This window comes from Acidovorax sp. GW823-FHT05D11 (genome assembly GCF_058795695.1).
Genome location: NZ_CM179502.1, coordinates 1,121,871 through 1,136,209 on the forward strand (window position 1 = coordinate 1,121,871; position 14,339 = coordinate 1,136,209).

The window sequence follows — 14,339 nt, forward strand, 5'->3', positions numbered from 1 at the left end:
CCCGGTGTGATCTATTTCTCCGCACATGGGTCACGCGGCAGCGCAGCAATGAACACTGAATCCATATCCCTCATCACAATAGCTGTTGTCTATTGACAAAATATTACAAATCTACTGACCATAACGCAGATGAACATTGGGGGACTGCGATGGGTTTTCAGAACATGACGATGCGGGCGAGGTTGGCACTGTCGTTTGGCTTGATGGTGGTGCTTATCGTGGTCCTGTCCGCGTTCGCCATCAAGGACATGAGCAGCGCCAAGACGCAATTTCATGACTTCGTGACCGGTATCGACGCACGGGCACATGTGGCCCAAGGAATACGGAGCGCCGTCGACGCGCGCGCCGTGGCCGCCCGGAACATGGTGCTGGCGACCAAGCCTGCAGAACGCGACGCGGAAAAGGCGGCTGTCGTCAAAGCCCACGAAGACGTCCAAAAACGCCTGGCCCTGCTCAAACAGGCGGTAGAAGGCCCAGGCATTCCAGCCAACGTCAGGACGCTGGTGGCCGAACTCGAAAAGATCGAGCAGTCATATGGGCCGGTGGCCCTGTCCATCGTCGATTTGGCGATGGCCGACAAAAAGGACGAAGCCATTGCGAAAATCAATGACGAGTGCCGGCCGCTTCTCGCCGCCCTGATTGCCAAGACCGACGAGTACCAAAAGACAACCGATGAGCGCTCCAAACAGCTGGTGGATTCCTCCGAGGCCGATTTCGAATTCCAGCGCCGGCTCTTGATCGGCCTCGCATTGCTGGCCACCGTGATGGCGGTGGCATGCGGGGTGACCATCACCCGCGGAGTGCTGAGGGCCCTGGGTGCCGAGCCCGATGCACTGAGCAGTGCCGCCAGCAAGGTGGCGGGCGGCAACCTGTCCAGCATTGCGGGGGCGAGCGCTGCCCCCGGCGGCAGCGTGCTGGCATCGCTGAGTGCCATGCAGCAGAACCTGGCCAGCATCGTGAGCAAGGTACGGGGCGCCACCGACTCCATCTCCACCGGCACGAGCGAGATCGCCATGGGCAACGCAGACCTGAGCCAGCGCACCGAAGAGCAGGCCAGCGCTTTGCAGCAGACCGCCGCCACCATGGAAGAGTTCACCTCCACGATCCGCAACAACGCCGAGAACGCCAAGATGGCCGATCAGCTGGCCATCAGCGCATCCGCCGTGGCCACACGAGGCGGCGAGGTGGTCTCCAAGGTCGTCACCACCATGCGGGACATCAACGACAGCTCGCGCAAGATCTCGGACATCATCGGTGTGATCGATGGCATTGCCTTCCAGACCAATATCCTGGCGCTGAATGCCGCGGTAGAGGCTGCCCGCGCCGGCGAGCAGGGCCGAGGCTTTGCGGTGGTGGCCACCGAGGTGCGCAACCTCGCGCAGCGCAGCGCCAGCGCCGCCAAGGAGATCAAGGCGCTGATCAACGAAAGCGTGGAGAAGGTGTCCGTGGGCACGGGCCTGGTGGATCAAGCCGGGCAGACCATGGTTGAGGTTGTGGGCGCGATCAAGCGGGTGACGGACATCGTGGGCGAGATCAGCTCCGCCAGCTCCGAGCAGAGCACGGGCATTTCCCAGATCGGCCAGGCCGTCAACCAGATGGACCACGCCACGCAGCAGAACGCGGCTCTGGTGGAGCAAAGCGCCGCCGCCGCCAAGAGCCTGGAGCTGCAGGCCCAGCAACTCACCGAAGCCGTGAGCACCTTCCAACTGGAGGATGCGCCTGGAGTTACGCTGGACCGTCCTTGGGCACGCGCCGTTTCCCGCGCCGTTCCGCGCGCGCTTCTCGAACAAGCTTAAGCGGCAGAAGGTGAGAGGTCGTTGTGACTGTTCAGCAAAGGCGCCTTGAGAGCCCGGGAGCCGCCACGCGCCCTGTCGCGAGGAATGGCCTTCTACTAAAACCTGGGCGCTTCATGTTGGCCCTCGCTGTGACGGCGCTTACTACGTATCTGCGCTGAAGGATGACATGGGCATTCAATCGGACCGTCCGTAGCGTCCGCTCACCTCAACGCTCAGCATTGCCTCTACCCCATGCAATCAGTCTGTCAGTTACTGGACGCGGAAAAGCTGGGTGCCGAATCTCGCATAGAACCATGCGTGTGGCATCAGCACGTCGATGATCGAGAGATCGTTGGAGCCTGCGCACCGCGCTGGCGCAAAGGTATTTGAGGTCCGACAAACTGAGTTTTGCCCCGAGCGCGATGGGCTCTTCGCTTGGTACAAGAGCTGCGCTGCTTGAAATGGCGATCGGTTCGGGACGGTCATCCACTATAGGACACAGATCGTCCGATATGGCGATGGCTACACCTCTGCTCAACTCGAACGCTGAACTGAACTGCCTTGGCCGATATTTCCCAGGGCTGCGCCTGTGTCGGGATCGCTGCAACCTAGATGTTGATCGTTCCAGCCATGGGCAGCGCCCTGGCACCTCGTAGACTGAAATTTCTCTGTACAAATATGGCCCAGGCACAAAGGGGATTCAATTGGTCCTCTCGCAACATGGGGCGATGGCAGTCTGGGAGGCGAAACAAGCGAATGCGATTGAACCCGAACCAAACATTGTCTACGGGAAACCAGAAGGGAACCGGACACAATCTAAAGTCCAGTGGCATGGAATCCTCGCGAACCAATCCAGAGTGGCACAGGTATCTAAACCTTTCTGTCGTGTGCTGCCAAGGGCTCAAACAAATCAATGATTTACGTAACGCTCGAGACGAAGGCGCGATGGCGTTCCGCACCTACAATGCCCCGCATAAGCAAGGCCCTGTGCATTTGTTTGATCTTCTGGGCGCCTGAAGCCTGCGATGTGGTCGCCCGACAGCTACTGTGGCTGTTTTGACCCCCGCAACGGGATGCTCCTAACCTAATTAACTTAAGAGGGGGAGACCACCTGATGGCATCCTTGCAAGCAACCACGGCATTGATGGGAATAGGCTTAGCTGTGCTGATCCTCTATCTGGTTCGCCGCGATCATCTGTACCTCATGCATGGCCTTTTCTGGGTGGTCGTGGCCGGCGCCGCAGCACTTTTGGGGATGTGGCCCGGCTTGATCGACGGCTTGGCACTGCTTCTCCGCATCAGCTACCCCCCGGCGCTATTGTTACTTTTTGTTTGCATTGTTCTTCTGTTGAAGGCCTTGCATGTTGATATGGTCAACACCCGTATCGAACGCGATATGCGCCGTCTCAATCAACGGCTGGCTATTCTGGAGGCCGAAATACGCCGCTCACGCGACAAGGCCTCTTCGTCTGATATCCCCCATCCATGATCCATCCACTGCTGCCAGTCATCTTGTGTGGCGGCTCAGGCACCCGTCTGTGGCCGCTGTCGCGCGAAACCTATCCCAAGCAATTTCTCTCCGTTCGGGGAAACGGAATTTCCATGCTGCAAGACACGGCCAGGCGCCTGGACGGTGTAGGGCCCCACATCCCCAGGGCTGCGCCCATAGTGGTGTGCAATAGCGAGCATCGGTTCCTGGCGGCGCAGCAACTGCAGGAAGCTGGCTTCGACGATGCCACTCTGGTGCTGGAACCCGTAGGCCGCAACACCGCACCCGCATTGACTCTCGCGGCCTTGGTGGCAGATCCGCATGCCATCTTGCTGGCCATGCCCGCGGACCATGTCATGTCCGACGTAGCGCGGCTCCACCAAGCCGTTGAAATCGCTTGGCAGCTCGCCCAGGGGGGTGACATGGTGACTTTTGGCATCGTGGCCAGCCGTCCAGAAACCGGGTATGGCTACATACAAAAAGGTGAGGCCATCGAAGGCGGTAACGCATTTGCCATTCAGAGCTTTGCTGAAAAACCCGACTTGGCCCTGGCGCAGGACTATGTTGCCAGCGGTAGCTATCTATGGAATAGCGGTTTGTTCATGGTGCGCGCCGACCAATGGTTGCGCGCCATGGAAGTCCTGCAGCCTCAAATGCTCCAGGCTTGCCAAGCTTCCATCGAAAGAAGTGTCCGCGACATGGACTTCGTACGCCCAGACAACGAAGCTTTTGCTGCTTGTCCGTCAAATTCCATCGACTATGCCGTGATGGAGCACCTGCCCGGCAACGATGCGCTGGGCATAGCCGCCCGCGTGGTACCACTGGATGCGGGATGGTCTGATCTGGGGGCATGGGACGCTCTCTGGGATGTTTTGCCACATGACGCTGACGGCAATGCGCATGCCGGCCAGACGCTGGCCATCGACACTCGCAATAGCCTATTGTTTTCCGAGTCTTGCTTGGTAGCCACCGTGGGGATGGACAACGTGGTGGTGGTGGAAACTCCTGACGCCATATTAGTGGTGGAAAAAAGCCGTACGCAAGACGTTAAAAAAATCGTGGCTGAACTCAAAGCCCAAAAGCGCAGCCTGGCTTCAACCCACCGCAAAGTTCACCGGCCCTGGGGCTGGTACGACAGCATCGATGGCGGCGAACGCTTTCAGGTCAAACGCATCGTGGTCAAACCCGGTGCCCAATTGAGCCTGCAGATGCATCATCACCGCGCCGAACATTGGATCGTGGTCAAGGGCACCGCCCAGGTCACCAACGGGGACAAGGTTTTTTTGCTGGGCGAAAACGAGTCCACCTTCATCCCCCTGGGGCATGTGCACCGGTTGACAAACCCTGGCAAAGTGCCCCTTGAAATCATTGAAGTGCAATCTGGCAGCTACCTGGATGAGGACGACATAGTGCGGTTTGAGGACACTTACGGCCGGGCGATGCCGGCACCGCAAGGCAGCAGTGCCAAAGAGGGTTGACCTTGCTATGCCCGGCCTACCCATGCTGAAAGCCCTGTGGGGCTACCGTGGCTTCGTGTGGAGCAGCGTCATGCGCGAGTTCCACGGCAAGTACCGCGAATCCTTGCTCGGCGCATTCTGGTCAGTTGCCAACCCGCTGACCATGATCGTCATTTATACCGTCGTGTTCGGTCAGCTCATGCGACCTGGTCTTGCAGGCCATGAGCAAACACCGTTTGCATTCAGCATCTATCTGTGCGCCGGGGTCCTTACCTGGAGCCTGTTTGCAGAAATGCTCGGACGACTGAATGGCGTATTCCTGGAGCACGGAAACCTGATCAAAAAATCCAGCTTTCCACGCATTTGCCTTCCGGCGATTGTGGCGGTGTCTGCGCTGGTCAACTTTGGCATTGTGTTTGGGCTGTATCTCGCCTTTCTGGCACTGATTGGCCATTGGCCGGGCTGGGCCTTGTGGGCGATGGTGCCGTTATTGGCCTTGCAGGTGCTCTTTACGCTGGGACTGGGCATATTTTTGGGCACGCTCAATGTGTTCTTCAGAGACGTGGGTCAGCTCACGGGCATCGTGGTGCAGTTCTGGTTCTGGCTCACGCCTATTGTGTATGTATTCGACTCCTTGCCAGCCGCTGCGCGGGCGGTGCTGCAGTACAACCCGATGCAGCCTTTGATGGTGGCCTATCAGACCCTATTTTTGAATCAGCGTGTTCCAGATTTTGCTAGCTTGGCTCCGCTCGTTTTTCTGACGATGTTCTTTTTGATTTTGGGCGCTTGGTTCTTTTTGTCGCGCGTCGGTGAACTGGTGGACGAACTCTGATGGGAACTATTGTTGTTTCGAATGTTAGTAAGGCATATAAACGCTACCCCAATAAATGGGCGAGGATGCTTGAATGGATAACTGGTCACGATCAACATAAAAAAACATGGGTGCTGCGAGACATCAATTTCACTATTGAGCCAGGGGAGGCAGTGGGAATTGTGGGGGTCAATGGTGCAGGTAAGAGCACCTTGCTGAAAATAATTACGGGAACTACACAGCCGACTACTGGCGGCGTTCATGTCAAAGGGAGAGTAGCCGCCTTGCTTGAATTAGGGATGGGATTTCACGCTGATTTCACGGGGCGTCAAAATGCGTATATGACCGGGCAGTTGCTGGGGTATAGCGTTGATGAAATCCATGCCTTGATGCCGAAAATAGAGGCATTCGCTGATATTGGTGATTATATTGATCAGCCTCTGAGGACGTATTCAAGTGGAATGCAGGTCAGGCTGGCTTTCGCAGTTTCTACCGCAACTCGGCCGGACATACTGATTGTCGATGAGGCCCTTTCGGTCGGGGACGCTGCTTTTCAAAGAAAGTGTTTTAGACGCATCGAGGAGTATAAGGAGGCGGGGACTACCCTGCTTTTTGTTAGTCATGATACAGAGACGGTAAAAAAGATATGTGATCGGGCTATTCTTGTTAATAACGGAATAATATCTGAAATTGGGAAAGCTAGAACCGTTTGCGATGCATATGAGCGATTGCTTTTTGGGGCTGCAAAAGATACGAGAGAACAAAAAAAAGAGATAGTCCCGCTGTATGACTCATCCTTGGCCTCTAGCAGTGTCGAGGTTCAATACGGAAGCAGGGGGGCCGAAATAGTCAATGTTAATATTTCAGATAACGATGGGGCTGTAACGAATATTATCCCTGAAGGACATCCCATATTTGTTAGTTATGAGGTTGATTTTAAAGAGCCGGCTGATCGCGTGAATTTCGGAATGATGGTGAAGTCTGTGGATGGAGTATGCGTTTATGCTACCAACGCAAATGCCAATATTGGAAATCCGAAAAGATCTTTCCAATCTGCTGAATCTGCTCGGATTCGGTTCGGGCTACAAGGAAATTTGGTTCCTGGGACTTATTACCTTAATGTGGGAGTGACGAGAGAAGGGCGCGACAAGGAAGAGATGTTGCATCGCAGAGTAGACGTTTTGATATTTCGTGTAATAAGTGCACATGCTTATAGCTCTTATGGCTTTGCGAACCTATTTGGCAATGTTGAGGTGGAAAAAAAGTGATAGTCATCGTGGCGGGGATGCAGAGAAGTGGATCGACATTTTCCTATAACGTTGTCCGAGAGCTTCTTGATGCAAGAGGCGGTGTTTCTACATCCTCTTCAAATTCGATAAACGACGTTCTTTCTGAATGTGACGGGCCAATCAATGCAATCGTCAAAAGCCATTCGCCTGATGAGCTGATAAATGCACTTCTAAATAAAAGAGGTGTTCCATGTGTTTGCACTGTGCGCAAACCAGAAGACGCTATTGCGTCATGGATGAATGTTTTTGGTTTTTCCCTAGCAGAGTCCGTTGCTACTTATGAGCAGTGGCTTTCGTGGCACCAAAAAATGCACAAAAATATGTTGAACATAAAATATGAGGATATTGATCGATATCCTTGGCTTGTGATAAGGAAAATCAGCAAATACCTTTTCGGGAAATGGGGTGCATTTGAGGTTCAAAAAATCTGGCTGAACAATAAAAAGAAAGCGGTATTTAAAAAAACTAGTAATATGGATGTGGGCGATAGCGTCGATATAGGTTTTAGTTTTTATAATAAAGTCAACTTTTATCACCGACGCCATGTTTCATCGTTGAGATCCAAAGATGCATCTGAGTTGCTTAGCCAAGATCAGATAAGTTTTATCAGGTCCAATTTGAATCGCTATCTGGATAAAAACGGCACCTACCAGTGGTAGCTGAAAATACAATGATTTCTTATGCCCAGAACTTTGAAGATGTGATGTTGATGCGCGCACTCGCAAACATAGAGCGGGGGCGCTATATCGACGTTGGTGCGGCTTGGCCTGATCAGGATTCAGTCACCAGAGCATTCTATGAAAAGGGCTGGCATGGCATTAATATTGAGCCAAACCCGGATTTTCTAAAGCTTCTACAAAATAAGCGTCCTCGCGATAATAATGTCGGAATGGCGCTTGGTCGTGCACCGGGGACGCTTCCAATTACTATTTTCGAAGGCTCCGGGCTCTCCACTCTTGTGGATTCAATTGCTGAGGAGGGGGTGGTTGCGGGGCGGCCTTATATTCGTCAGCAGGTTTCTGTAACGACCCTTAATGCAATTTGGAATAGTTATTTTCCACGGGGAGAGGAAGTTCATTTTTTGAAAATTGATGTAGAGGGTTTTGAGCAAGCGGTGCTGGAGGGGAATGATTGGACCAAGAATCGCCCCTGGATTGTTCTTGTCGAAGCCACCATTCCAAACTCTCAAATTGAGGTGTATGAGGGTTGGGAAAAACTGCTGCTGACCTCGGAGTATTTTTTTGTTTACACGGATGGATTGAATAGATTCTACGTTGCGAAAGAGCACGCCTATTTAATTCCGGCATTTAAATTTCCACCCAATATATTTGATGGATTTAAATTGCGTGCTCAATTTGAAATCGAGCAAAAACTCTTGCAGTCTGAGGGAATGGTTGAAGCTTTGAAGGCGAAGGCATCAATATTGAAAAGCGAGGCCAGCGAGGCAGACCGGGCGTTTGCCAAAAATGTTGAAAGAATGGAAGCGAGGCTGGTGGCTCTGGAACGCAGGGCGGTGAATGCAGAGCATGAGATCTCGAGATTGCGTCAAAGCATGTCATGGCGCATTACTTTGCCATTGCGTCTCCTTGCAGATCTGGCACTTCATTTCTTCCCTCTGATCCGTCATGGTCTCAATCGGGCAATACATGGTGCAATCAATGCGTGTCGGCGGCCATTATCGTATTTGATCTCCTTCGTTTTGCAAAAGCCAAAAGCCAGTGCCAGAATAAATCAATGGCTTTTGCAAAAATATCCGGCGTTGCACGCGCAATTGCTGGACATTCACTCCCGACCGGGAAGAATCGATAGTTTTATGATTGCTGGATTTAGCCAATCAAAAGAGCTGAGCAGAGAAGATCTTACGCCCAGAGGTCATAAGATATACACAGATCTTCGAGGCGCCTGCAAGAGTAGTCACTGAGTAATGTTTCAATTGACAATAGGCATTGTCCTGATTTGCTTAGAGCTGCTTATTTCCTAGCATTTACATTTATTAATGAAAATTCTGATTGATCTTCAGAGCTGCCAGTCTGGTAGCAGATTTGGTGGAATCGGCCGCTATTCCATGGCTTTGGCGAAAGCAATGATGCGAGTAGGCCATTGCCACGATTTTTATGTCCTTCTGAATAAATCATTGCCCTCAGAGAATGAGGTGCGGGCTGAATTCATTGACTTGATTCCTCAGCATAAAATATTAGCGATCGATATTCCTTCAGATGTTGCAGAAAATAAGACCGCTGCAACTGGTCAAATTGGTTTGACAAGGATGGCGGAGCTTATTCGAGAGAAATTTATCGCAGACCTTTCTCCTGACATCGTGCATGTGACCAGTTTGATAGAAGGCTTGGGCGATGATGTCGTTACTTCGGTTGGCCTGCTTTTTCCCGCATCCAGGACTGCGGTGACACTATATGACTTGATTCCGTTGGTGGAGCGGGAGAAGTACCTTACAAATCATGTGCTTGAAAAGCATTTTTTCAAAAAAATCGATCACATGCGCAATGCCGGAATTCTTCTGGCTATTTCTAACTATTCAAAAATCGAGGGGCATGATGTCGGTGAATTCGCATCAGACCGCATTGTAAATATCTCGTCTGCCGTAGACTCAAAATTCAAGCCACGCCTAATATCGATAGAGCGAGAGCAGGATCTGCGAGATAGATTTAGTATCCGGCAAAAATTTCTCATTTATGTTGCGAGCTTTGATTCTCGTAAAAATCAGGAGGGATTAATAAGGGCTTTTGCACTGACATCGTCTGATATTGTGAACAACTATCAGCTGGTTATTGTCGGAAAAGGCTGGGATGAGATTTATCGTCGCCTTAAAAAAATCGGCAAGGATTCGGGTCTAAGGGATGATGCCGTTCTTTTTTTGGGCCATATTGCTGATGAGGATTTGATTGATTTATATAATCTTTCTTCCTTATTTGTTTTTCCATCTTTCAGGGAAGGCTTTGGATTGCCTGTTCTAGAGGCGATGTCTTGTGGCGTGCCCGCGATCGGCTCTAACACGACAAGTATTCCTGAGGTTTTGGGTCGATCCGATGCGATGTTTGATCCACAAGACACGAGTGCGATTTCGGCTAAGTTGGAGAAAGCATTGCTTGATCAGTCTTTTTATGAGTCTTTGAAAAAGCATTCTCTCGCGCATTCGAAAAAATTTTCCTGGGAGATGTCTGCAAAAAGAGCAATAGAATTCATGGAGACCACTGAGCGTCTTATTGATGACAAAGAGTCTGCTCTGGGCGGCGGCATTATTTATCGAAAATTTCTTTCTAGAGTGGCGGAATGCCCTGATATCAAGAACGTTCCCGATAATTTTTTGCTCAGGTCCTCTTCGGCTGTAGCGGATAATGAAATCTCCGCACTTCTTGCTTTGGGTAAGCTAAAACGGGAGGTGAAAATCGGATGGGTTACTACTTGGAATACGAAGTGTGGAATAGCGTCGTATTCTAAGAACTTGGTAGGTGCTATCAATCAACCATCTGTCATTTTTGCTCCGTTCGAACAAGCCCTGATAGATAATGATGGGGTAAATATCATTCGCTGTTGGAGAAATGGCGGCGGCAATCTCTCGATGCTCAACGCCTCCGTAGACCGTGCTGATGTTGACGTATTATCCATACAATTGAATTTTGGTTTTCACGATTTTTCTGTTCTTTCGGATTTTATAGTTCGCCAAAAAACCAAAGGCCGGGTGGTGACAGTGACGCTCCATTCCACAGTGGATCCTCCGCCTGAAGTGATCAATCGTCGGCTCTCTGAACTTGCCCTAGCTCTTGGTGTGTGTGATGCTGTCTTGATACATTCTCTTAATGATGTGGTGAATCTCAATCGATTGGGCATTCATAAAAACTTGGTATTTTTCCCTCAGGGCGTTATTAAGGCATCAGCATCTGAGAAAAAAACCGAGGGAGGTATATTTAAAGTCGCTTCTTACGGTTTCGCGTTGCCTCACAAAGGTTTGGAGCAACTTATTATTGCAGTGGACATGTTGTCCCGGCAGGGTGTTGAAATAAGGCTGGATATGGTCAATGCCATATATTCCGATTCAGCGTCGGAAGCGCTGATTAATCGGTGCAAAAAAATTATCAGCGACCGAGGTTTGTCTTCAAGAATTCGAATGATTACTGATTACTTGGAGAATGAGGATTCTTTAAGTCTTTTGTCCTCAGCTGATCTCGTAGTCTTTCCTTATCAAAATACTTCTGAATCGTCAAGTGCTGCTGTAAGAATGGGGTTGGCCTCTGGAGTTTTGGTGGCGGTTACTCCTTTAAGTATTTTTGAAGATGTTCGTAATTTTGTGTATGAATTGCCAGGAACAAATTCAGAGGATTTGGCGCTGGGCATCGGTAAAATCATCCATGCCGTCGGGCAAGATGTAGAGGAAATAGCCAAAATAAGGGAGCAGTCTCAGCGGTGGAGGCTGTGTAATGATTTTGAGCAGTTGGGTAGGTATTTCTCTGATCTTGTTGTCGGTTTTGTGGAAAAAGTAGCGCGCTGATTAATATAATTCGAAGGAGTTGAGATGTCTTTTGATGGTGATTATGAGATCTATGTCAAAAAAATGAACGCGGCATTTCGTGCTCACGACATATATGTAGAGGATGGGTGTTTCAAATTTTCTGATTCTGCCCTGCTTGCTGCAAGAAATGGCAACTGGTTGGGCGCGGTTGGCGATTTGAAAAATAGTCTAGAGCGTGTGCTTGGGAAAAATTTGAACTCCAGTCACCGGTTTTTGAAGAAACCGTATGTAAGGGACTTCAGATTTGATGGGGGTGACGGGCTATCTGTTGCGATAATTAATGAGCAGTCTTTGGAGTGGTATGGGAGGGATGGCGCAGAGCATGCTTTTGATTTCCTTTTGGAGTCAAAACGTGGGCTATTCGCAAACTCCAAGCGCTATTTGGACCTGGGCGGACATCAGATGATATGGGCATGCTACTATGCGCTGCAATCTGATACGACTGAGGTCATTTCTTATGAGCCATCCATTCTAAATGTCGCTATTGGGACATTTAATTGCTTCATAAATGGCGTCATCGGTAAGGTTACTGTTATTCCGTTTGCGGTTCTGGCCTCCAACGCATCAGAAGGGGATGAAAATTCCAAGATGCTAGTGGATTTTATGAATATGCCTTTGCGCGGCTATCGTATTGATCGAATGGATGATCTGAAATTTGACTTCACTAAGACGGATATAGAGGGATATGAGCTCGACCTACTGGCATGCCCCTGTTATGCCAGAATTTTGAAGCATGCTCGGTATTCGCATTTGGAGCTCCATCTTGGGCATCTCCAGGGGCATGGCATTGGGACTGATGTGTGGGTAAACCGGCTCCAAGCCGCCGATTTGAATGGAAAAGAGCTCTATTCTGGGCGTGACATGTTCGAATTCCTGTCGGAGGCCAGTCCAAAAGGATTTTATTCATTTATATTGGAATGATTAATTAATTTCGATCATGAAAAAAGCAATTGTTACTGGGATTACGGGGCAGGATGGTGCATATCTGGCGGAGCTTTTGTTGCTAAAAGGATATGCCGTTTATGGTACTTATCGACGCACGAGCTCGGTCAATTTTTGGCGAATCGAAGAATTGGGGATTGAAAGTAACCCCCATCTTCACTTGCTTGAATACGATCTTACAGATTTGGGTTCGAGTATTTCATTGCTGCAAAAGGTTCAGCCCGACGAAATTTACAATCTGGCTGCTCAGAGTTTTGTGGGGGTGTCGTTTGAACAGCCAACTGCCACGGCTCAAATTACCGGCCTCGGTGCTCTCAATTTATTGGAAGCTATTCGTTTGGTTAATCCGGATATACGCTTTTACCAAGCAAGTACGTCTGAAATGTTTGGTAAAGTCCAGGCCGTGCCTCAAGTGGAAAGCACACCCTTTTATCCGCGCAGTCCATATGGTGTTGCAAAGCTTTATGCGCATTGGATGACTGTAAATTACAGGGAGAGCTATAGCATATTTGGCAGTAGCGGTATCTTGTTTAATCATGAGAGCCCATTGCGCGGTCGTGAGTTTGTAACTCGAAAGATTACCGACGGCGTGGCCAGAATCAAGCTAGGGAAACTCGATGTTCTGGAGTTGGGCAATCTGGACGCCAAGCGGGATTGGGGTTTTGCCAAAGAGTATGTAGAGGGTATGTGGCGCATGCTGCAGGCGAATGAACCCGATACATTCGTATTGGCTACCAACCGCACGGAAACTGTGCGTGATTTCGTGCGCATGGCATTCAAGGGGGCCGGTATTGAAGTGGACTTCATCGGCTCGGCTGATCACGAAATGGCTGTCGATGCTGGGACAGGCAGAACGGTCATGCGCGTAAATCCAAAGTTCTATCGTCCGGCAGAGGTGGAGTTGCTCATCGGCGATCCTGCCAAGGCGAGAGCCAAACTGGGGTGGGAGCCGCAGACAACGCTGGAGCAGTTGTGCCAGATGATGGTAGAGGCTGACTTGAGGCGTAATCAGGCTGGTTTCTCGTTCTGAAGGCAAGGGCTTGGATGCCATGACCCAACCGAGAGCGCTGATCACCGGCATGAAGGGATTTACTGGCCGCTATGTGGCTGCAGAGTTGCAGTCGCATGGATGGGACGTCTGGGGTGTCGGAACGCAACCCGATGCGGCCGACCCTCGCTATCGTTGTGCAAATTTACTGGACGCATCTGCATTGCAGCTGGTGGTGGAAGACGTGCAGCCCGATGTGGTGGTTCATTTGGCGGCCATAGCGTTTGTGGGCCATGGAGATGCAGATGCGTTTTATCGTGTGAATCTGTTAGGCACGCGCAACTTGCTGGCGGTGCTTGCAGACGCTCGGCGCAAGCCACAGTGTGTGCTGTTAGCCAGCAGCGCCAATGTGTATGGCAACTCTATAGAAGGTGTGTTGACTGAGGCCGCGCCCCTCAATCCGGCAAACGACTATGCAGTGAGCAAACTTGCCATGGAATTCATGGCGCGGCTGTGGATGGACCAGTTGCCCATTGTGATTGCCAGGCCCTTCAATTACACCGGTGTGGGGCAGTCTGAGGACTTTCTGCTGCCTAAAATGGCGGCGCATTTCCGCAGGCGCGCGGATACCATTCAATTGGGAAATCTGGATGTTTGGCGAGACTTTTCAGATGTGCGCGCTGTTGCACAGGCCTATCGCCGGTTGTTGCAGATATGCCCTGCTGGGGCCACAGTCAATGTGTGCTCTGGTCGCATGCACTCGCTGCGAGAAGTCCTGCACATGATGGGGCGCATTTCCAGCCACAGCCTGGATGTTCAGGTCAATCCAGCATTTGTCCGCGGTAACGAGGTTCGCTCGCTAAGAGGGAGTGCGGACAAACTGCTTGGTCTGATTGGTGATTGGGAAGTCCCGCCGTTGGAGGAGACGTTGCGCTGGATGCTTGAAGCTTGAAGTGGCGTAGCCAAGTAGTCTCGGCAACAACTAAAGCGATGTCGTGCATAGTATTCTTTTCGCGTCTGCAAATCGCCAACGCAACGAATATATGCGCTGAATCAGCGCCTC

General features: G+C 51.0%; 11 protein-coding genes. All 11 read left to right on the top strand.

Features of this window, described 5'->3' with window-relative positions:
• The first annotated feature begins 149 nt into the window (after positions 1–149).
• The 11 genes from AC3RCE_RS05125 to AC3RCE_RS05175 all read left to right on the top strand — a co-directional run bounded on the left by AC3RCE_RS05125 (position 150) and on the right by AC3RCE_RS05175 (position 14,228).
• Entirely contained in the window at positions 150–1,796 is a 1,647-nt protein-coding gene (locus AC3RCE_RS05125) for a methyl-accepting chemotaxis protein (RefSeq protein ID WP_492254667.1), read from the top strand.
• A gap of 1,093 nt (positions 1,797–2,889) precedes the next feature.
• Positions 2,890–3,264 (top strand): DUF2304 domain-containing protein, encoded by a 375-nt coding sequence (locus AC3RCE_RS05130; RefSeq protein WP_218340377.1) that lies wholly within the window; start codon positions 2,890–2,892, stop codon positions 3,262–3,264.
• Positions 3,261–4,742 (top strand): mannose-1-phosphate guanylyltransferase/mannose-6-phosphate isomerase, encoded by a 1,482-nt coding sequence (locus AC3RCE_RS05135; RefSeq protein ID WP_492254668.1) that lies wholly within the window; start codon positions 3,261–3,263, stop codon positions 4,740–4,742. Before AC3RCE_RS05130 ends, AC3RCE_RS05135 begins: the two co-directional genes overlap by 4 nt.
• Positions 4,743–4,764: 22 nt before the next feature.
• Positions 4,765–5,553 carry an ABC transporter permease gene (locus tag AC3RCE_RS05140; protein ID WP_218293378.1) on the top strand — a complete coding sequence of 263 codons (789 nt, stop codon included), beginning with the start codon at positions 4,765–4,767 and terminating at the stop codon, positions 5,551–5,553.
• Complete coding sequence (locus AC3RCE_RS05145) at positions 5,553–6,800, top strand: ABC transporter ATP-binding protein (RefSeq protein WP_492254669.1); 1,248 nt, start codon at positions 5,553–5,555, stop codon at positions 6,798–6,800. Before AC3RCE_RS05140 ends, AC3RCE_RS05145 begins: the two co-directional genes overlap by 1 nt.
• A complete protein-coding gene (locus tag AC3RCE_RS05150; RefSeq protein ID WP_492254670.1) occupies positions 6,797–7,480 on the top strand; it encodes a sulfotransferase family protein in 684 nt (227 codons plus the stop codon). The genes AC3RCE_RS05145 and AC3RCE_RS05150 overlap by 4 nt, the downstream gene beginning before the upstream one ends.
• 11 nt (positions 7,481–7,491) lie before the next feature.
• Positions 7,492–8,742: an FkbM family methyltransferase gene (locus AC3RCE_RS05155; protein WP_492254671.1), complete on the top strand. Its 1,251-nt coding sequence runs from the start codon at positions 7,492–7,494 to the stop codon at positions 8,740–8,742.
• Between the two features lie 75 nt (positions 8,743–8,817).
• Positions 8,818–11,325: a glycosyltransferase gene (locus AC3RCE_RS05160; protein ID WP_492254672.1), complete on the top strand. Its 2,508-nt coding sequence runs from the start codon at positions 8,818–8,820 to the stop codon at positions 11,323–11,325.
• Positions 11,326–11,349: 24 nt separating this feature from the next.
• Positions 11,350–12,267 carry a class I SAM-dependent methyltransferase gene (locus AC3RCE_RS05165; RefSeq protein WP_218340372.1) on the top strand — a complete coding sequence of 306 codons (918 nt, stop codon included), beginning with the start codon at positions 11,350–11,352 and terminating at the stop codon, positions 12,265–12,267.
• A 16-nt stretch (positions 12,268–12,283) separates the two neighbouring features.
• Complete coding sequence (gene gmd / locus AC3RCE_RS05170) at positions 12,284–13,318, top strand: GDP-mannose 4,6-dehydratase (RefSeq protein WP_218293384.1); 1,035 nt, start codon at positions 12,284–12,286, stop codon at positions 13,316–13,318.
• Positions 13,319–13,337: 19 nt separating this feature from the next.
• On the top strand, positions 13,338–14,228 hold the full coding sequence (locus AC3RCE_RS05175; RefSeq protein WP_218340595.1) for an NAD-dependent epimerase/dehydratase family protein: 891 nt from the start codon (positions 13,338–13,340) through the stop codon (positions 14,226–14,228).
• Positions 14,229–14,339: the final 111 nt, after the last annotated feature.

What these genes read in the sequence shown, in the direction of transcription:
- AC3RCE_RS05155 (WP_492254671.1), top strand. Translation starts at nt 7,492, where the DNA reads ATGATTTCTTATGCCCAGAACTTTGAAGATGTGATGTTGATGCGCGCA.
- AC3RCE_RS05160 (WP_492254672.1), top strand. Translation starts at nt 8,818, where the DNA reads ATGAAAATTCTGATTGATCTTCAGAGCTGCCAGTCTGGTAGCAGATTT.
- AC3RCE_RS05125 (WP_492254667.1), top strand. Translation starts at nt 150, where the DNA reads ATGGGTTTTCAGAACATGACGATGCGGGCGAGGTTGGCACTGTCGTTT.
- AC3RCE_RS05165 (WP_218340372.1), top strand. Translation starts at nt 11,350, where the DNA reads ATGTCTTTTGATGGTGATTATGAGATCTATGTCAAAAAAATGAACGCG.
- AC3RCE_RS05130 (WP_218340377.1), top strand. Translation starts at nt 2,890, where the DNA reads ATGGCATCCTTGCAAGCAACCACGGCATTGATGGGAATAGGCTTAGCT.
- AC3RCE_RS05145 (WP_492254669.1), top strand. Translation starts at nt 5,553, where the DNA reads ATGGGAACTATTGTTGTTTCGAATGTTAGTAAGGCATATAAACGCTAC.
- AC3RCE_RS05175 (WP_218340595.1), top strand. Translation starts at nt 13,338, where the DNA reads ATGACCCAACCGAGAGCGCTGATCACCGGCATGAAGGGATTTACTGGC.
- AC3RCE_RS05140 (WP_218293378.1), top strand. Translation starts at nt 4,765, where the DNA reads ATGCTGAAAGCCCTGTGGGGCTACCGTGGCTTCGTGTGGAGCAGCGTC.
- AC3RCE_RS05135 (WP_492254668.1), top strand. Translation starts at nt 3,261, where the DNA reads ATGATCCATCCACTGCTGCCAGTCATCTTGTGTGGCGGCTCAGGCACC.
- gmd (WP_218293384.1), top strand. Translation starts at nt 12,284, where the DNA reads ATGAAAAAAGCAATTGTTACTGGGATTACGGGGCAGGATGGTGCATAT.